The sequence below is a fragment of the Proteus hauseri genome (genome assembly GCF_040139125.1).
Taxonomy (GTDB): Bacteria; Pseudomonadota; Gammaproteobacteria; order Enterobacterales; family Enterobacteriaceae; genus Proteus; species Proteus hauseri_B.
Genome location: NZ_JBEEUB010000002.1, coordinates 85113 through 104181, shown reverse-complemented (window position 1 = coordinate 104181; position 19069 = coordinate 85113). Strand labels below are relative to the sequence as shown.

General features: G+C 36.9%; 16 protein-coding genes. 13 read left to right on the top strand and 3 right to left on the bottom strand.

Annotated elements, in window-relative coordinates:
- The first annotated feature begins 61 nt into the window (after positions 1 to 61).
- The 11 genes from ABN099_RS03555 (at position 62) to ABN099_RS03505 (ending at position 12546) form a co-directional block, all read left to right on the top strand.
- On the top strand, positions 62 to 1369 hold the full coding sequence (locus ABN099_RS03555; protein ID WP_349462323.1) for a hypothetical protein: 1308 nt from the start codon (positions 62 to 64) through the stop codon (positions 1367 to 1369).
- 28 nt (positions 1370 to 1397) lie between these two features.
- Positions 1398 to 2600: a MalY/PatB family protein gene (locus ABN099_RS03550; RefSeq protein WP_349462322.1), complete on the top strand. Its 1203-nt coding sequence runs from the start codon at positions 1398 to 1400 to the stop codon at positions 2598 to 2600.
- Between the two features lie 371 nt (positions 2601 to 2971).
- The gene (locus ABN099_RS03545; protein WP_349462321.1) at positions 2972 to 3220 is read left to right on the top strand and encodes a YhdT family protein; all 249 of its coding nucleotides are present in this window, start codon (positions 2972 to 2974) and stop codon (positions 3218 to 3220) included.
- Entirely contained in the window at positions 3210 to 4655 is a 1446-nt protein-coding gene (gene panF, locus ABN099_RS03540; RefSeq protein ID WP_349462716.1) for a sodium/pantothenate symporter, read from the top strand. The genes ABN099_RS03545 and panF overlap by 11 nt, the downstream gene beginning before the upstream one ends.
- 27 nt (positions 4656 to 4682) lie before the next feature.
- Positions 4683 to 5564, top strand: a complete 882-nt coding sequence (prmA, locus tag ABN099_RS03535; RefSeq protein WP_349462320.1) for a 50S ribosomal protein L11 methyltransferase — start codon at positions 4683 to 4685, stop codon at positions 5562 to 5564.
- Positions 5565 to 5885: 321 nt separating this feature from the next.
- On the top strand, positions 5886 to 6857 hold the full coding sequence (gene dusB, locus ABN099_RS03530) for a tRNA dihydrouridine synthase DusB (protein ID WP_349462319.1): 972 nt from the start codon (positions 5886 to 5888) through the stop codon (positions 6855 to 6857).
- Between the two features lie 20 nt (positions 6858 to 6877).
- Positions 6878 to 7174 carry a DNA-binding transcriptional regulator Fis gene (gene fis, locus ABN099_RS03525; RefSeq protein WP_004245342.1) on the top strand — a complete coding sequence of 99 codons (297 nt, stop codon included), beginning with the start codon at positions 6878 to 6880 and terminating at the stop codon, positions 7172 to 7174.
- Positions 7175 to 7757: 583 nt separating this feature from the next.
- Positions 7758 to 8903 (top strand): trans-sulfuration enzyme family protein, encoded by a 1146-nt coding sequence (locus ABN099_RS03520; protein ID WP_349462318.1) that lies wholly within the window; start codon positions 7758 to 7760, stop codon positions 8901 to 8903.
- A gap of 38 nt (positions 8904 to 8941) precedes the next feature.
- A complete protein-coding gene (locus ABN099_RS03515; protein WP_349462317.1) occupies positions 8942 to 10366 on the top strand; it encodes a Na+/H+ antiporter NhaC family protein in 1425 nt (474 codons plus the stop codon).
- A gap of 18 nt (positions 10367 to 10384) precedes the next feature.
- Positions 10385 to 11383: a D-cysteine desulfhydrase gene (locus ABN099_RS03510; RefSeq protein ID WP_349462316.1), complete on the top strand. Its 999-nt coding sequence runs from the start codon at positions 10385 to 10387 to the stop codon at positions 11381 to 11383.
- Positions 11384 to 11403: 20 nt separating this feature from the next.
- Complete coding sequence (locus ABN099_RS03505) at positions 11404 to 12546, top strand: trans-sulfuration enzyme family protein (protein WP_349462315.1); 1143 nt, start codon at positions 11404 to 11406, stop codon at positions 12544 to 12546.
- A 79-nt stretch (positions 12547 to 12625) separates the two neighbouring features.
- On the opposite strand, the gene ABN099_RS03500 is transcribed toward ABN099_RS03505, so the two are convergent.
- The 3 genes from ABN099_RS03500 to ABN099_RS03490 are packed head-to-tail and all read right to left on the bottom strand — an operon-like array spanning position 12626 to position 16548.
- On the bottom strand, positions 12626 to 13483 hold the full coding sequence (locus ABN099_RS03500; RefSeq protein WP_349462314.1) for a DmsC/YnfH family molybdoenzyme membrane anchor subunit: 858 nt from the start codon (positions 13481 to 13483) through the stop codon (positions 12626 to 12628).
- Position 13484: 1 nt separating this feature from the next.
- Positions 13485 to 14102 carry a DMSO/selenate family reductase complex B subunit gene (locus ABN099_RS03495; protein WP_349462313.1) on the bottom strand — a complete coding sequence of 206 codons (618 nt, stop codon included), beginning with the start codon at positions 14100 to 14102 and terminating at the stop codon, positions 13485 to 13487.
- Positions 14103 to 14112: 10 nt separating this feature from the next.
- The gene (locus ABN099_RS03490; RefSeq protein WP_349462312.1) at positions 14113 to 16548 is read right to left on the bottom strand and encodes a DmsA/YnfE/YnfF family dimethyl sulfoxide reductase; all 2436 of its coding nucleotides are present in this window, start codon (positions 16546 to 16548) and stop codon (positions 14113 to 14115) included.
- A gap of 1130 nt (positions 16549 to 17678) precedes the next feature.
- Between ABN099_RS03490 and ABN099_RS03480 the strand changes: the two genes are divergently transcribed.
- Entirely contained in the window at positions 17679 to 18311 is a 633-nt protein-coding gene (locus ABN099_RS03480; RefSeq protein ID WP_349462311.1) for a hypothetical protein, read from the top strand.
- A 1-nt stretch (position 18312) separates the two neighbouring features.
- A complete protein-coding gene (locus ABN099_RS03475) occupies positions 18313 to 19065 on the top strand; it encodes a DUF3307 domain-containing protein (RefSeq protein WP_349462310.1) in 753 nt (250 codons plus the stop codon).
- The last annotated feature ends 4 nt before the right edge of the window (positions 19066 to 19069 follow it).

The following is a 19069-nucleotide window of genomic DNA, read 5'->3' as shown; positions in this document are numbered from 1 at the left end:
GTGTTCTAAAGCTAGTTAATAAAACAAATACTATAAATTACTTACACATGGGATTACACGTATGACCTTATTAGAAAAAAATATCGATAGGGCCTCACTATCAAAAGAAGAATGGAAAAAATTAACCCGCTTTGATAATACTGATGTCGGTTGGATAATCATCAGTATTGGTATGGCAATTGGTGCTGGTATTGTCTTTTTACCTGTCCAAGTTGGCTTAATCGGATTGTGGGTATTTTTGCTCTCTTCTATTATTGGCTATCCTGCTATGTACCTTTTTCAACGCCTATTTATCAATACACTAGCCGATTCTAAAGAGTGTAAAGACTATCCTGGGGTTATCGAAGGTTATCTTGGTAAAAACTGGGGAATGTTTCTTGGTTTACTCTATTTTTTAATGCTGGTTATTTGGATATTTGCTTACCCTACTGCATTAACCAATGATACCGCTTCTTATCTACATACTTTTGGTGTTACTGATGGTCTTCTCTCTGATAATCCATTCTATGGCCTAATTCTTATTTCGTTTTTAGTATTAATTGCATCACGAAGTGAAGAGCTACTATTTAAAATCTCCAGCTTTATGGTGTTATCAAAACTACTGGTTGTGCTTATTCTTGGTTTAATGATGATAAGCATGTGGGATCTCTCGAAAAATATCGATTCTTTTCCACCTTTTAGTCTGCTTATTAAAAACGCCATTATTACTTTACCTTTTACTCTCACTTCAATTCTTTTTATTCAATCACTTAGCCCGATGGTTATCTCATATCGTGCTAAAAACCAATCTATTGAAGTTGCTCGTTATAAAGCACTAAGAGCAATGAATATCTCATTTGGCACACTGTTTTGCGTTGTTTTCTTCTATGCTATTTCTTTCACATTCGCGATAGGTCACGATGAAGCCGTAAAAGCTTATGAACAAAATATCTCTGCACTTGCTATTGCGGCTCAATTTATTGAGGGAGATGCGGCTAAATTTGTAACACCAGTAGGTGTTGCACTGAATATTTTTGCGTTAATGACCGCATTCTTTGGTGTTTATCTTGGGTTTAAAGAAGCCGTTCAAGGATTAGTCATGAATGCGCTAACTCGAATTATTCCAGCAGAGAAAATTAACCAGAAAATATTAAACCTAAGCATTGTTATTTTTACTGTGATTATTGCATGGGGTGCCATTGTACTTAATCTTCCTGTATTAATGTTCACCTCTATTTGTAGCCCTATATTCGGTATCGTAGGTTGTCTTATTCCTGCTTATTTAGTTTACAAAGTTCCTTCATTGCATCGTTATAAAGGGTTATCACTCTACTTAATTATCTTTACGGGCATCCTGCTTTGTATCTCTCCATTCTTGAAATTTATTTAATAAAATTAAACGTATTAAAGGCTAAATCATGAAATATAACTTTGATGAAATTATAGATAGAAAAAATACAGATGCGCTAAATTATGATGGCTGGCGTCAGTATATTTTCAAAGCAGATAAAGATGCAAAATTTGCATTTGCTGATGATGAATTCATCAGAATGTGGGTTGCTGATATGGATTTTTCTACTCCACCTGAAGTACTTGATGCTATCAGAGCCCGATTAGACAGAAAAATATTAGGTTATACCAAAGTGTATGACGATGAGTATTACCATATTTTCAAAGAGTGGTGTAAACGACATTATGATTGGGATATTGATACTCGTGAGATTGTCTTATCACCAGGCATTATTCCCGCATTAAATCGCTTAGTGCCATTATTAATTAAAGAAGATGAAAGCATTTTAATTCAGACACCATCTTATACTCCATTTAAACAAGCTGGTGACTATAATTCACGCCAAGTTATCTATTCTGACTTATTAGAAGAACAAGGTGAATATGCGCTTGATTTTGCTGATATGGAACGCAAAATTAAAGATAACTCATTGAATATTAAATTATTTATCCTATGTAACCCACAAAATCCAACGGGTAAAGTGTGGTCACAAGAAGATTTAATAAAAATGGGACAACTGTGTGTTGAAAATAATATTTGGCTGATATCGGATGAAATACACTGTGACCTATTACGCAACGGTGTTAACCATATTCCAATAGCAAAACTTTTCCCAGAATATGACAAAATCGTTACCTGCATGGCTCCGAGTAAAACATTTAACCTTGCTGGTAATTTAATGTCTCATATCTTTATTAAAAATGAAGGTGTGAAAAAAGAGTGGCTTCGTCTGTATGACGACTTTATTTCACCATTAAGTTTAGTCGCAACAAAAGCCGCGTATTCTGAGTGCGATGAATGGTTAAAACAACTTAAAAACTATCTTGATGATAACTTCAAATTAGTAGAGGAGTTTGTTCATACTCATTTTCCAAAAGCAAATTTTAAAGTACCTGATTCGACCTATTTAGCATGGATCAACCTTAAAGAATACTTACCTGAAAATATCGATAACCAACAGCTTTCGCTCTATTTCGCTAACAAAACAGGCATTCTACTAGAAGGTGGAAATATGTTCGTTAGTAATGGGGATAACTTTATTCGTATCAACCTTGCATGCCCTCGCACTATTATTCAACAAGGATTAGAAAGAATTAAAGCTGCTCTTTAGCGCTTTAAAGTTACCTTCATTTTAAAATGGTAAAAATAGCCACTTAATTTAACCGAGATGAGTTATATTTCAAAGAGTACGATAATAGTCAATCTATTGAAATCGTACTCTTTTTCTTTTTATTAGTAGAAAAATAGTGCATAAAAATAGATAGCTATTATTTTGATGGAAAAAACACCTTTAGTTTCTCTATGTTGATAATAATATCTATATTACCCTACCAACCAATCAAATATAATTGTTAAAAAACAATTAGATAATAAATACTTTAATCTAACTGCTTAGTTTATGATTAATTTTCACTGAATCACTATTCACTTTCCCGTACAATCCTCCCATTCGTTTTAACCCTATTAAGATTGGGAGAACAGATGGACAAGCGTTTTGTTCAGGCCCACAAAGAAGCCCTTTGGGCCCTAATTTTAACTTTTATGTATTTATTTGGCTGGTTAATTACCGCCTATTTACCTGATAACACACTCGGCATTATTGGTTTACCGCTTTGGTTTGAGCTTTCATGCGTATTTTTACCTATTTTGTTTTTTTTGTTGTGCTATCTGATGGTTCGCTATTTTTTCAAAGATATGCCGTTAGGAGATGAGCATGACGATGCAAACTGAGGTTGTTGTACCGCTGATTGGTTATCTGCTATTAGTCTTTATCTTGTCTGCTTACGCCTATCGAAAACGCGAAAAAGGGGAGTTTCTTAACGAATACTTCCTTGGTAATCGCTCGATGGGTGGCTTTGTGTTAGCCATGACCATCACGGCAACGTATGTTAGTGCAAGCTCCTTTATTGGTGGGCCTGGCGCTGCTTATAAATACGGTATTGGTTGGGTGCTGCTTTCAATGATCCAACTTCCCGCTATTTGGCTTTCTTTAGGTGTATTAGGGAAAAAATTTGCCATATTGGCACGTCGCTATAATGCAGTAACACTTAACGACATGCTATATGCACGCTATCAGAGCCGTTTTTTAGTCTGGTTTGCCAGCTTAAGTTTATTAGTCGCTTTTGTTGGCGCCATGACAGTACAATTTATTGGTGGCGCTCGCTTATTAGAAACAGCCGCAGGTATCCCCTATGAGTTAGGATTGCTGATATTTGGTGTCTCTATCGCGCTGTATACGGCAATTGGTGGATTCAGAGCTAGCGTGTTAAATGATGCATTACAAGGTCTTGTAATGCTGTTAGGTACCTTTATTTTACTCTTTGCCATCATTTATAAAATCGGTGGTTTAGATATTGCGATACAAAAACTCAATGAGATTGATCCTGCACTCACCTCACCACAAGGTGCTGATGGCATTTTAAGTGGACCCTTTATGGCTTCATTTTGGGTGCTGGTCTGTTTTGGCGTTATTGGTTTACCTCATACTGCAGTGCGCTGTATCTCGTATAAAGACAGCAAAGCAATGCACAAAGGGATTATTATTGGCACCATTGTGATGGCATTATTAATGTTTGGTATGCACTTTGCGGGCGCATTAGGTCGGGCAATTATTCCTGATTTAACGGTACCTGACCAAGTAATACCAACACTGATGGTTGATGTATTACCGCCTTTTGCCGCGGGGATTTTCTTAGCCGCACCAATGGCTGCAATTATGTCTACGATTAATGCGCAATTGCTGCAATCATCAGCCACTTTAGTAAAAGATCTCTATTTGAATTTTGCACCTCATGCCATTACTAATGAGAAACGTATTTCACGCTTATCAAGCCTCTCGACCTTAATTTTAGGTGTGCTTTTGCTCTTTGCAGCATGGAATCCACCTTCAATGATTATTTGGCTGAACTTACTGGCATTTGGTGGGTTACAAGCGGTTTTCTTATGGCCATTAGTGCTGGGTCTTTACTGGAGTAAAGCGAATCGTTATGGTGCGATAGCGGCGATGATAACTGGGGCAATACTCTATGCAACCCTTGCGACATTTAACATTCAGATTGCTGGTTTTCACCCTATTGTTCCTTCACTATTACTGAGTTTAGCGGCATTTATTGTGGCTAATCGGTTCGGAGAGCATACTTTGGTGCAATCCGCTCCATTACAGTGAACTTGTTTTTAAAGAGATAGATTAATTATGCCTTGGATACAATTAAGACTTAATGCAACTGCTGAAAATGCAGAAGCAATTGGTGATGAACTTGTCGAAAGTGGTGCAGTATCAGTCACTTTTCAAGATAGCCACGACACACCTATTTTTGAACCTCTGCCGGGTGAAACTCGTCTTTGGGGTGATACCGATGTTATTGGCTTATACGATGCTGAAACCGACATGAAAATTGTCGTGGCAATGCTAGAAAATAATCCTCTATTTGGTCAGCACTTTTTACATAAAATCGAACAAATTGAAGATAAAGATTGGGAACGTGAATGGATGGATAATTTCCACCCGATGCGTTTTGGTGAGCGTCTGTGGATTTGTCCTAGCTGGCGTGAAGTGCCCGATCCTAACGCTGTTAATGTCATGCTAGACCCAGGCTTAGCATTTGGTACAGGTACCCACCCTACAACCTCTTTATGCTTACAGTGGCTTGATGGTTTAGATTTAGCGGGTAAAACAGTTATCGACTTTGGTTGTGGCTCAGGAATTTTAGCTATTGCCGCACTTAAACTGGGTGCAGCAAAAGCAATAGGCATTGATATCGACCCACAAGCGATCCAAGCCAGCCGCGATAATGCACAACGCAACGGCGTTTCCGATGCACTAACGTTATATCTTGCTAAAGATAAGCCTGAGAACCTCTCTGCTGATGTGGTTGTCGCTAATATTCTTGCAGGTCCATTACGTGAACTTGCACCAGAGATTGGCACGCTTCCTCGCCAAGGTGGTCACCTTGGTCTTTCTGGCATATTAGCAACTCAAGCAGAAAGTGTTGCCGCTGCTTATGAAGAATTATTTACGCTAGATCCTGTTGCTGAAAAAGAAGAGTGGTGTCGTATTACCGGTGTGAAAAAGTAACATTGTGCAAATATTAATCAAACTGAGATAATCTCACTTTGTGAAAATTTCACTTAATTATTGTTTATCAGACATTAATCTCATTTTTGTCTGATAAACTTTAGTTTGTTGTAAGGGTTTATCAATTCTGTACCATCATTTTTCAAATTTAAAAATAATCATAACCAACTGTTTTTAATCACTAAATAATATAATCAAAAAAAATCAAGTGTAAAAAAGTAACTTTTTTTCGCAATTTGGTTAAACTTTGTCCTTTCATATCTGGTAAAAAATGCGTAATATACGCGCCCTTGCAGTCACAGTTTGGCCCTCTTTTCATCTATGCGAATCGGACAGTATCAGTTAAAAAATTGCCTTATCGCAGCTCCAATGGCTGGCGTTACAGACCGACCTTTTCGGTCACTTTGCTATGACATGGGTGCTGGTATGACAGTTTCTGAAATGCTTTCTTCTAACCCTCAGGTTTGGAAGACAGACAAGTCTCGGTTACGGATGGTACATAGCGATGAATTGGGGATCCGCTCCGTACAGATTGCTGGAAGTGACCCTGCCGATATGGCTGCTGCTGCGAAAATAAACGCAGAGAGTGGCGCTCAGATTATCGACATAAATATGGGTTGTCCGGCAAAAAAGGTGAATAAAAAGCTGGCGGGTTCAGCATTACTTCGTTATCCCGACCTTGTCGCAGAGATCCTCTCTGCTGTGGTTAACGCGGTTGATGTGCCTGTTACTCTGAAGATCCGTACTGGCTGGTCACCTGATGAACGTAACTGTGTAGAGATTGCCAAATTGGCTGAACGTTGTGGTATTCAGGCCCTCACTATTCATGGACGCACACGCGAGTGTTTGTTCAAAGGAGAAGCCGAATATGACAGTATTCGGACAGTTAAGCAGAGTGTTTCTATTCCCATTATTGCGAATGGAGACATAACTGACCCGCTAAAAGCCAGAGCAGTACTCGACTACACTGGAGCCGATGCTTTAATGATCGGTCGTGCTGCTCAGGGAAGACCCTGGATCTTTCGGGAAATCCAGCACTATCTGGACACAGGTGAACTGCTGCCACCAATGCCGATTGCAGAGGTACAGCAAATAATGCAAATGCATGTGCGTGAGTTGCACGACTTTTACGGTCAAGGCAAAGGAACTCGCATTGCTCGCAAGCATGTCTCTTGGTATCTCAAGGAACATGCCCCTGATGACCAGTTTCGGCGCTCCTTCAACGCCATAGAGGATGCCAGCGAACAGCTGGAGGCGTTGGAAGCATATTTCGAAAATTTTTTGCGTAAATAAATAAAAGAGCTGACAGAACTATGTTCGAACAACGCGTAAATTCAGACGTACTAACCGTTGCCACCGTAAATTCACAAGATCAGGTGACCCAAAAACCTTTACGTGACTCCGTTAAGCAAGCACTGAAAAACTATTTTGCTCAATTAAACGGTCAAGATGTGAATGACCTGTATGAGCTAGTATTGGCTGAAGTTGAACAGCCTTTGTTGGACATGGTAATGCAGTACACCCGTGGCAACCAAACGCGTGCAGCACAAATGATGGGCATTAACCGCGGCACACTGCGTAAGAAACTGAAAAAATACGGCATGAACTGATCCTAGTCAGTTAACAGTCTGTTTTAAAAGGCACTATAGTCATTGGCTATAGTGCCTTTTGTTTTTAAGTGGCAATATCAACATCTAATCAAAAAACAATAAGCAAAAAACTCATCGCGATTTCTGTTTTATTCAGTATTCAAAAATTTGTTAAAATAAACGACTAATCATTCAAAAAACTTCTTTGTACGCTTTTTTTTAGAATATTTTTCTAAATATTATCATTTTTAAAATATTTTAATGTCAATTCATATGCCAAATACCAATCATTAGCATAAACATAGGCATTACATAAAAAATAGATAATCAACTGTTTTAAAAAGAAAAAGGTTAATAAAAGTACTTTTTTAATCGAATATAAAGGATAGAAAAACAATCAATTCTTGATTATGTGATTTTCATCTCATTTCAGTATTCAGGTTAAGAGATTGAAATGATTAGAAATTTTATCAATATAGAATATATTTCTCCTTATTCGAATAAACGTGCTAATTTTTGGCAAATTTTTTCTATTTATATATGGCATATTTCTCATTATCAAAGAATATTACTTTCACTACTTTATTATTGTTAGGAATTAATTATGGCAAAGAACATTGCAACCGTTTTAATCCATGGTGGAAAACAAGCAGATACGGTTAATCACGCTATTTTTCCTGCTATCACCACTGCCAGTACATTTGTACAACAGAACTTAACTGAACATGGTGAATATTGTTATTCACGCTGTGGCAACCCTACGCGCTATGCATATGAAACACTATTAGCCGAAATTGAAGGCGGAACTTATGCCACTGCAACCGCTTCAGGCGTTGCTGCATCGGCTTTAGTACTTAGCCTTTTACCAAAAGAGTCTCATATTATTGCAATGAAAGGCGTTTATGGCGGCACATTTAGATTATTTGAACGTGTTGCGACTATTAATAGCGGACATGAGATTGATTACGTTGATTTAAATAATATCGACGAAGTTGCATCTAAAATTAAATCTAATACACGTCTAATTTGGATCGAAAGCCCAACGAATCCATTACTTGAATTAGTTGATATAAAACAGATTTGTCAGTTTGCTAAACAGCACAATATTCTTACTTGTGTCGATAATACATTTGCCACTGCATGGAATCAAAAACCATTAGAATTAGGCACTGACATTGTCATGCTTTCAGCAAGTAAATATATCGGTGGTCACTCTGATTTAATTGGTGGTGCGGTTATTACTCAAAGAGAAGATCTTGCGAGTAAACTAGATTTACTCAAAACAACATTGGGTGCAATCGCCTCTCCTTTTGATTCATATCTCGCCTTACGTGGATTAAAAACACTCGCATTACGTATGGCTGCACAATGTAGTAATGCATTAGAAGTGGCTAAATATTTATCTACACACCCTAAAATCGAAGAGATCTATTATCCTGGTTTACCAACGCATCCACAGCATCATATTTGTAAAGAACAAATGCGTACAGGTGGTGCTGTTGTAACAATTAAACTCAAAGGAGATATTGAAAATACCAAGGAATTCTTATCTAAAATCACCTACTTTGTGTTAGCCGAATCTTTAGGTGGTGTTGAAAGCATGGTCAATCACTCTGCAACGATGTCCCATGCTTCAATGACAAAAGAAGAGAGAGAAAGTATTCACGTTTACGACACAACATTACGTTTATCTGTTGGTATCGAAGATATTACAGACTTATTAAGTGACCTTGAAAAAGCATTATCTTAATTTAATAAAAATAATAAAATTATTAAAGAGAATACAGAATGGCTGATTACGGAATTTGGACTATTGTGACTCCACTTGTCACAATACTTTTAGCTATATTTACACGACAAGTTATTTTGTCATTGTTATTAGGGATCTTTGTAGGATTTACGGTTATTAATGACCATAATATTCTACGTGGTGTTAATGGTACTCTCGACGGTATTATTACAACCTTTGCTTCTCCTGGAAATACTAAAACCATTCTCTTTATGGTGCTTATTGGCGGTATTATGCGCCTTTCCGTTGTTACGGGCGGAGTAAGATCGCTTGTTCGCTTATTAACCAATAAAACCCGGCTAATTAAAAATAGAAAAGCCGTGCAATTAATGGCGATGATTATTACTTCATTAATCTTCATTGAAAGTTCTATTAACCAATTAATTGCTGGTACATCCACAAAATCATTAGCGAAAAAATACGGTGTATCACCTGAAAAAATGTCATATATCGTACAAACTTCCTGTGTTTCAGTCTGTTCTTCCGCCATGATAAATGGGTGGGGAGCGGCGATGATGGGTGTTATTGGGGTGCAAATTTCGAAAGGTTTTATTACTGGTGAACCTTTTGAAATTCTTGCAAGCTCCATGGTATTTAATGTAATGGCTTGGTTCTCTTTAATTTCAGTGCTTTTTTACATCCTCTCTAATTACTCTTGGGGACCGATGAAAAAAGCAGAATTACGTGCGCAAGAAGAGACCTTAACTATCTTAGCGACAGAAAATGAAGAGCCTGACAGTGATGATATTATCGACCATCCAAACTGCCATACGTCGCTCAATTTTTTCATCCCTATTTTATCGACCGTATTAATGGTGCCTGTTGCACTTTACATCACTGGTGATGGTGATTTCAGTAAAGGAAGCGGTTCTACATCGGTTTATTGGGGCGTGATGTTTGGTACCTTAGTATCCTTCGTTTGGTTCTTGGCTCGTCGTATTCTAACCATTGAGACTTTCTTTAAAGAGTTGTATATCGGCTATGCCAGTATGGTTAAAATTAGCTCGGTGATGATCCTTGCCTTCTTAATGGGTACCGTCTCCTCAGATCTAAATACAGGTGCCTATATCGCATCTGTCACTTCTGGCGTTATTTCACCTGCATTCTCTATCGGCTTTATCTTTATTATTAGTGCAATTATGTCACTTGCAACAGGCACATCATGGGGAACCTTTGCCATTATGATCCCAATTGGTGTTCAGTTAGGAATTTCTGTTGGCATGCCTATTGAATATATGATTGGTGCAGCGATTGCAGGTTCAATTTATGGCGATATGACATCCCCAATATCAAGTGATGCTATTGTCGCGTCGATGGCGACAGATTGTGACCATATTGAACATATTCGGACTCAAATGCCTTATGCAACTGTTACTGCTGTATTTGCATTAGCGGTTTATCTATATCTTGGCTTCAGCTATTAACAGGTAGATGAGAATATTATGAATTTAAAAGATAAATTATCTTCGATTGCTCGAATTGACTTACTGAGATCAGCGACACCATTACATAAACTAGCTAATTTATCCGAATATCTAGGTCGTGATATTTATATTAAACGAGATGATATGACCCCCCTCGCCATGGGGGGCAATAAATTACGTAAATTAGAATATTTATTTGCTGATGCATTACAAAAGAAAGCAAAAATCATTGTCACCGCGGGTGCTATTCAATCAAATCATGTTCGCCAAACAGCGGCAATTGCTGCGATGTACGGGTTGAAATGTGTCGCTTTATTAGAGAATCCATTGCAGAGTAATAATCCACTTTTTCTAAAAAATGGAAATAAATTACTCACTGATTTATTTAATACACAATGCTACTTTTGTGATGAACTCACAGACCCTAATGCACAAATGCAGGAGCTCATTAAAGCGCATCATTTGCAAGATGCCTATATTGTTCCTGTTGGAGGCTCAAATGCTTTAGGTTCACTAGGTTATGTCAATTGTGCACTTGAAATAGCACACCAAAAACCCGCTGATATTGATTTTGCTGCTGTTATCGTTGCTTCTGGCAGCGCAGGCACTCACGCAGGATTAGCTATCGGGTTGCAAGCTGTTCTGCCTGATACCCCCGTTATTGGTGTAACAGTCTCTCGATTTAAAGAAGATCAACAACCTAAAGTTGAAAAACTACAGCAAGAAATTAGCGAATTACTTAATATAAATTCTCTACCTAATGTTTTACTGTGGGATGACTATTTTTTACCTTCTTATGGAATGCCTAATAATAAAGGGCAACAAGCCATTGAGCTATTAGCGCAAAAAGAAGGCATCTTACTTGATCCTGTTTATACCGGTAAAGCAATGGCAGGATTAATTGAACATATAATAAAAGACAAAGTAAGCGGTAATAAACCATTACTCTTTATTCATACTGGTGGTTCACCAGCACTTTTCGCTTATTCTGAAATCGATGTAGCATATATTTCATAATCTTATTTGATGTAATTAATATGAAAATAAATACCAAAGTTATTCATGGATATCCGATGACGGATAAATACACCGGAAGCTCTTCGATTCCTATTTATCAATCATCCACTTATTCACAAACAAATATTGAAGAGAAATATAAATATATCTATTCTCGTTTTTCTAATCCATCAAGAGATTCATTAAGCGATGCTATTTGCGCTATTGAAAATGCCCAATATGCTGAAATGTTCTCTTCTGGAATGGCGGCAATTAGTGCAATTTTATTAAATTTTAGCCAAGGTGATCATATTGTCGCCTGTAAAAGTATTTATGGCGGCTCATTTCAATTAATGACGGAATTTTTACCTCGTTATGGTATTTCAGTTTCTTTTGTTGATGCCACTGATCCACTCAATTATGCGAATGCGATTAATGAGCATACCAAGGCTTTTTATATTGAAACGCCATCAAATCCGACACTGCAAATCACCGATTTAAAATCAGTTATTTCGATAGCCAAGAAAAATAACCTAATCACAATTTGTGATAATACTTTTATGACACCCTTGCTATCTGATGTCTTGTCGTTAGGTATCGATTTTTCTATTAATAGTGCGACAAAGTTCATTAATGGTCATAGTGACGTTATTTTAGGTACGGTAGCAACAAATAATGAACGCTATGCAGAGATGTTACATAAATCGGCTGTAGCGATTGGTAGTATTGCCGCGCCGTTTGATAGCTGGCTGACGATGCGTGGCTTAAAATCGATGGCAATGCGCGTTGAACGCTCTAGTGAAAATGCACAAAAGCTGGCAGAGCACCTAGAAAAACACAGTAAAGTGAAACACGTTTTCTATCCGGGATTAACCTCTCATCCGAATCATCAAATTCATATGAGCCAATCTAAAAATGGCGGAATGGTTGTTTCCTTTGATTTAGATAATTATGACAATGTAAAAACATTTTTAGATGCTGTTCGTATCCCACTCGTTGCCGTTAGTTTAGGTGGTATTGAATCGATTATCTCTTATCCAAGAATTATGTCTCACGCATGTCTATCAGAAGAAGAGCGTTTAGTTCAGGGTGTTACTGAAGGATTATTACGCTTTTCAGTAGGTTGTGAAGATATTGATGACATCATTGTCGATATTGATAATGCACTTGCACAGATAAAATAAAGATATAGTTAAATTAAGTTATAAAAAAGACCCGCATATATTATGGCGGGTCTTTTTTTATTCTAGGTTTATTAAATGATTAACCAGCGATAGCTAATCCAACAGTCATATGCAGACCGTAGAAAATACCTCGACCAATCAACTCACCAAATAAAATAAACACGAGTGATAAGATTAAAGTAAATACCGATGGATTACGGATTTTCACTAAAGGATAAATCCAGCACGCCAAACCCAATGATAAACAGACCGTACGCCATCCCATTAGCGATGCGTAGTCAGGTACAAGGTTTGATGCTTTTTGAATAGCGCTTTCTATCGAACCTAAATCAAATCCTTGCGCGGTAACTAGAATAACGCTGGCTATCGTAGCAACAACACTTATTAAGACAAAATAGCGAACTTTATAAGCATCAAATCCCGCTATTCTAAGAAGTAGCGTCGCTAAAATAGGACCGGCAATAAAGCTCGTCAAAATAAACTGTAAGCTACCATAATGGTTGAACCAAGTTGGTACAGTGTCAATTTGATAAACCCGCGAAATAGCATAGACAAATACCACCGCAGAAATCATAGTAACAACGAGCCATACACGACCTAGGCTTTGTGGCATTTTCTTTAAAAGCGAAAGCAGCCAATACAGACCGCCTAACGCAAAGAATGTAGAACCACTGACAATTTCATTACTTAATGCGGAAGATCCAAAACGTAACATAGAATTAAATGCACGTAATGGCGATCCCATATGTAACATTGACAATAAGAAGCCTAATCCCATTAAAGCCCATAAACCAAACATACTTATTACAATATTTCTATGCTGAGACTCTGCCGATTTCATCAGTAAAATAGATGCCATTAAAATAAAAGCACCTGCAACACTTTGACCGATCACAGTGAAAAATATTAATGGATATTCATGTAAGCCTGCGCCCATTTTAAACTTCCTCTGGATTAGCTAAAAAACCCGTAGTATCACCAACAGGACGGCAATTAGCGTTAAGGTTTAAGACAATATTAGGTTTGGTATAGTGAGCCGCAGGCAATGGGGCAATTTCATCAATTGTGCCATATTTTGCACGTAACTCTTCTATAGGACCAAAATCGAGTGCGCGTAATGGGCATGATTCAACACAAATTGGCTTCTTGCCTTGCGCAACACGCTCATAGCAACCATCGCATTTCGTCATATGACCTTTTACTGCATCAAATTGTGGCGCACTATAAGGACATGCCATATGGCAGTAACGACACCCAATACAAATTTCTTCATTAACAACAACAAAACCGTCTTCACGCTTATGCATTGCGCCACTTGGGCACACTTTTACACAGGCAGGATCATCGCAGTGGTTACATGAGATGGAGAGATAATAAGAGAATACATTTTGTTGCCATGCACCATCTTGTTCAGTCCAATCACCACCGGAATATTCATAAATTCGACGAAAATGCACATCTGTTGATAAATTTTTAAAGTCTTTACAGGCAAGCTCACACGTTTTACACCCTGTACAACGTTGAGTATCAATATAAAAACCATATTGTTGTGACATGATGCGTTCCTTATAGTTTTATAATTTCAACTAAATTAGTATGTTGTGGATTGCCTTTTGCTAATGGTGAAGGTCGTTGTGTGGTTAGCACATTGATACAACCACCTTGGTCAATTTTTTCACCAAACATATTGGCATCGAGCCACGCACCTTGTCCCATTGCTGTCACACCGGGCATAATTCTAGGCGTTACCTTTGCAGGAATATGCACTTCGCCACGGCCATTAAAAACTTTCACCATATCACCTTGCTTTATGCCACGGGCTTTGGCATCAATTGGATTGATCCAAATTTCTTGGCGACAAGCTTGTTTTAAGAGATCGATATTGCCGTAACTAGAGTGAGTTCTTGCTTTATAGTGAAAACCGGTCATTTGCAGTGGATATTTATCGCGTAATTTATCGCGATATCCCTCAAAACCTTCAGCATAAATAGGGAGTGGATCAATCACATCATCGGCTTCTAGCTGCCAATTTTGTGCAATTTCAGCTAAACGCTCAGAGTAGATCTCAATTTTGCCAGACGGTGTATTAAGTGGGTGATTAAGAGGATCCTCACGAAATGCATTAAAACCAATCACATGTTCTTCAGGACATTTGTGTTTAAAAATACCTACTTTTTTCATTTCTTCATAGGTAGGCATATCAGGAAAGCGTTCACGGCTTTTATCGCAGAGATATTTTACCCATTCATGCTGAGTTCTACCTTCAGTAAATTTCTGCTCAACATCAGGTCCTAAGCGTTTGGCGATTTCAGATAAAATTTCATAGATAGGTTTACGTTCAAATTTCGCACTTGTCGCTGGCTGTCCTAAAATCATATAGGACATATTTCCTGCCGACTCACTAGGAATGAGATCTTCTTGCTCTGTTGGCATTAAATCGGGTAGCAAAATGTCGCAATATTTGGCTGACGATGTCATAAAGTGATCAATGCCGACAATCATTTCACATTTACTGTCGTCTTGTAAGATTTCATGAGTACGCGCTATTTCACTATGTTGATTAATCAATGTGTTACTTGCATAGCACCATAAAAATTTAATTGGAACATCTAGCTTATCTTTGCCTTTGATGCCGTCACGAGTAGCTGTCATTTCAGTACCGCGCTCAATAGCATCAGTCCATGTAAAAACAGAAATTTGCGTTTTCACTGGATTATCTAACATCGGAAACCATTCAACACCAGAATCGTAAGTTCCTTCTCGACATCCAGTATTTCCGCCACTAATACCTACGTTACCCGTAATAATGGCTAACATCGCAATAGCGCGCACCGTTTGCTCACCATTTGCATGACGTTGAGGTCCCCAGCCTTGCACGATATAAGCAGGTTTAGCTTGTCCTATTTCTCTCGCTAATTTGATTATTTTATCGACAGGAATGCCAGTGATTTTAGATGCCCATTGGGGTGTTTTGGCTATGCCATCTGCACCGTCGCCAAGTATATACGCTTTATAATGACCATTTTTAGGGGCTGAAGCAGGTAATGTTTTTTCGTCATAACCAATGCAATATTTATCTACAAAAGCGCTATCAACCATATCCTCAGTAATAATAACGTAAGCCAGCGCTGCAGCTAATGCCCCGTCAGTTCCTGGACGAATAGGAAGCCATTCATCTTCGCGCCCTGCCGCAGTATCGTTATAGCGCGGATCGATTATTATCATACGAGCATTAGAACGCTCTCGTGCTTGCTCGACATAGTAAGTGACGCCACCACCACTCATACGAGTTTCAGCAGGATTATTACCAAACATAACAACTAGTTTTGTATTAGCTATATCGTCTGGGCTATTAGCTTCTTGTGAACCATATAGATAATTCATACCAGCGCGAATTTGTGCTGTGCTATAACTGCCGTAACGACTGAGAAAACCACCGCATGAATTCATTAAACGATAAGGGACATTTGAATTGGTAATATTACCGCCATCAACACCTGTTCCATACAAAACATGCACAGCTTCATTACCATAGTTTTTTAAAACATCCCCTAAACTATTGCTAATGGTATCAAATGCTTCTTCCCATGAAATACGTTCAAACTTACCTTCACCGCGTTTGCCCACTCGTTTCATTGGGTATTTTAATCTATCTGGATGATTCATTCGGCGGCGAATAGAACGTCCTCGCAAGCAAGCTCGAACTTGGTGATTACCATATTCATCGTTACCCGTATTATCTGATTCAACCCAATACACTTCATCATCACGAACATGTAAACGAAGTAAACAACGACTACCACAGTTTACAGTACATGAACTCCAAACAACTTTTTCTTCTAATACTGGCGATGTTGATGTTGTTTTATCGATTGCTTTTGCACTAAATGGAAGTGTCAGATTTCCTACTGCAGCAAATAACCCACCAGCGACACTGGATTTAACGACATTACGCCTAGAAATAGAATGTTCTAATAATTTATTTTTTGTATTCATATACATTACCCTCAGCTCTCCTATTAAATATAGGATCTTCGATAATGATATTATCATTAGGTTTATTTATTAAAAATTGAGTAATATCAATTAGATAGGACTAATTACCACAAAACGAAAAATCAACATCTTATTAACAATAAATATATTAAGGAAACGTAATCAATTGATTATTAAATAGAAAAAATAGAAACCATTATATTATTATTTACATAGCGATATTTTAAATATTAATTAAATGTTTAGTTACCGTTTCAAAAAAAATATTATCCTCTAGAGAGTTTAATATCTATATTCAATGAAAATTTTTTTCTAAATAGAATAGGAAAAAGAATATATTTTCCCTTATTAGTTTATATATTCTTTAAAGAAGACAATTCACTTATTTATAATTTTACAGTAATGATAAATTTATTTTTATATAACTAGAATTAAATCTTTTTACCCTATTTTCATCTTGTTAATTTCAAAGAAATAGTATAAGAATTACTCAATTCTAATTTTAGAGATATCAATTCTTATCGCCTTTACCTAGAGAAAAATGAAAATATCAGGTTATTAAACCTTTTCTTTTTTATACAGAACTTATCTATACAATAAACAATATTTTGGTTTATCAGGGAATTACAATGACTGTCTTACAACGAAAAAAATGTGACAGATTGTCCTTACTATTATTTTAGTAAGCATAAACTTACGCCCTTTTTTAACAGAACCAGGATCTGTTATTGACGAGATTATTCCCTTGTTTTTACATTGGCAGTTGTTGACCAAGTAGAAAAAGGCGAACTCACCGATAAATAAGTACAATATCAATATGGCATACAAGATCGTTCTACCGTTTTGACCTTCATCATAACAGATGGTTATGACTGTTATCAAAATGCACTGTCGGAAAGAATCAATACAGATTTATAACGAAAGACGGCCACACTTATCATTAAACTATAGAATGCCCGATGAGTTTCCCCGAGCGTTCTATGTCTGAAAAGTTGTCAACCTATATCAGGACGAGTCATTATTTTTCACTCTTTCTCTATAACATTAATAGATATGTTACTAAATATGGTAACGTGGTTATATGTTACCAAATATGGTAACATTATACTCTTTTCACAAAATATAAGAGCAAGCTGATGAATAAAAACATAGTAAGTGTGATTACAGGCGACATTATAGATTCTAGAAATATCACACCTGAAAACTATGATGCCATGCTCTATACCTTGGAGCAGACCGTTCAATTACTCTCAGAGCAATTACCGCTTAAATATGACAGATATCGCGGTGACTCTTTCCAGCTCGTTTGCTTACAGGCTTGTGATGCCATCAAAGTCGCTATTGTCATTCAATTAGCATTGAAAACGTCAACACTAGAAATTAGTGCTCGCCAAAGTATTGGTATTGGTAAAATTAATTCATTACGGAATGATGTTAGAACATCAATGGGCGAGGCCTTTATTTTATCGGGTGAAGGATTAGATAAAATAAAAGGCGAAATTTTGACAATATCAGTATCAGATAAAGAGTTTCAGCAAAATATTACTTTAGTTACCAAGTATTTAAATATACAACTTAAAGAAATCACTCGAGCACAAGCACAAGTTTTACTCAAATATATGGTGAATGAAGATAAATCTCATTATGCTATTGCTAATGAATTAAAAAAATCGAGAAGTAATATTACGCGATTATTAAATGCTAGCCACTACCAATTAATAGATGAATATATTCAATACTTTAATTATTTAATTAACAAGGCTTATTGATATGTATAATTTCACACTTCTGATTTCTCTTTATATTGCTCATATTATTTTTGATTTTTATTTGCAACCTAAAAGCTGGATAGAAGCGCGAAATACTCTACATTACAAATCTAAAGAGCTTTACTTACACTCACTACTGCAAGGTGGAATAACCTTTATTATTCTAGTTTTAATGACTGAGATAAGTTTCAGTTTTATTTTCATTTACAGTTTAGTTGTATTAATAACACATTATCTTTTTGATCTTGGCAAATCCTATACTAATAATTCTTTAAAATGGTTTGTTACTGATCAAGCTCTCCATTTTTTTGTTCTCACCATCTTATGGATAGGGCTTATTGATCAAAATACGCAAATACTCCATGATCTTAGCTTTAAAAGTATTAACTATAAATACATGGTCGTTATTCTGGCTTACGCAATTATTTTAAAGCCTATTTCTATTCTTATTTATATGTTACTAAAAAAATGGACACCCGTTGCAGAAGAGGGCTCAACACTCGTCTTTGCAGGCAAATCTATTGGCTATTTAGAAAGAACCCTAATTTTAACTTTCATTCTTTTAAACCAGTTTGCAGCCATTGGTTTTCTATTGGCGGCTAAATCAATATTTAGATTTGGTGAATTACAAAATGACCAAGATAAAAAGCTAACAGAATATGTTATGTTAGGCACACTCATTAGCTTTAGCATATCAATCTTCATTGGACTTACTACTGCTTATTTTGTGACTCAACTCCCTATAGGTAAATAACCTA

What these genes read in the sequence shown, in the direction of transcription:
- panF (WP_349462716.1), top strand. Translation starts at nt 3,210, where the DNA reads ATGCAAACTGAGGTTGTTGTACCGCTGATTGGTTATCTGCTATTAGTC.
- ABN099_RS03515 (WP_349462317.1), top strand. Translation starts at nt 8,942, where the DNA reads ATGGCTGATTACGGAATTTGGACTATTGTGACTCCACTTGTCACAATA.
- ABN099_RS03480 (WP_349462311.1), top strand. Translation starts at nt 17,679, where the DNA reads ATGAATAAAAACATAGTAAGTGTGATTACAGGCGACATTATAGATTCT.
- ABN099_RS03490 (WP_349462312.1), bottom strand. Translation starts at nt 16,548, where the DNA reads ATGTATATGAATACAAAAAATAAATTATTAGAACATTCTATTTCTAGG.
- ABN099_RS03555 (WP_349462323.1), top strand. Translation starts at nt 62, where the DNA reads ATGACCTTATTAGAAAAAAATATCGATAGGGCCTCACTATCAAAAGAA.
- prmA (WP_349462320.1), top strand. Translation starts at nt 4,683, where the DNA reads ATGCCTTGGATACAATTAAGACTTAATGCAACTGCTGAAAATGCAGAA.
- ABN099_RS03510 (WP_349462316.1), top strand. Translation starts at nt 10,385, where the DNA reads ATGAATTTAAAAGATAAATTATCTTCGATTGCTCGAATTGACTTACTG.
- ABN099_RS03550 (WP_349462322.1), top strand. Translation starts at nt 1,398, where the DNA reads ATGAAATATAACTTTGATGAAATTATAGATAGAAAAAATACAGATGCG.
- ABN099_RS03495 (WP_349462313.1), bottom strand. Translation starts at nt 14,102, where the DNA reads ATGTCACAACAATATGGTTTTTATATTGATACTCAACGTTGTACAGGG.
- fis (WP_004245342.1), top strand. Translation starts at nt 6,878, where the DNA reads ATGTTCGAACAACGCGTAAATTCAGACGTACTAACCGTTGCCACCGTA.
- ABN099_RS03545 (WP_349462321.1), top strand. Translation starts at nt 2,972, where the DNA reads ATGGACAAGCGTTTTGTTCAGGCCCACAAAGAAGCCCTTTGGGCCCTA.
- ABN099_RS03475 (WP_349462310.1), top strand. Translation starts at nt 18,313, where the DNA reads ATGTATAATTTCACACTTCTGATTTCTCTTTATATTGCTCATATTATT.
- ABN099_RS03505 (WP_349462315.1), top strand. Translation starts at nt 11,404, where the DNA reads ATGAAAATAAATACCAAAGTTATTCATGGATATCCGATGACGGATAAA.
- dusB (WP_349462319.1), top strand. Translation starts at nt 5,886, where the DNA reads ATGCGAATCGGACAGTATCAGTTAAAAAATTGCCTTATCGCAGCTCCA.
- ABN099_RS03520 (WP_349462318.1), top strand. Translation starts at nt 7,758, where the DNA reads ATGGCAAAGAACATTGCAACCGTTTTAATCCATGGTGGAAAACAAGCA.
- ABN099_RS03500 (WP_349462314.1), bottom strand. Translation starts at nt 13,483, where the DNA reads ATGGGCGCAGGCTTACATGAATATCCATTAATATTTTTCACTGTGATC.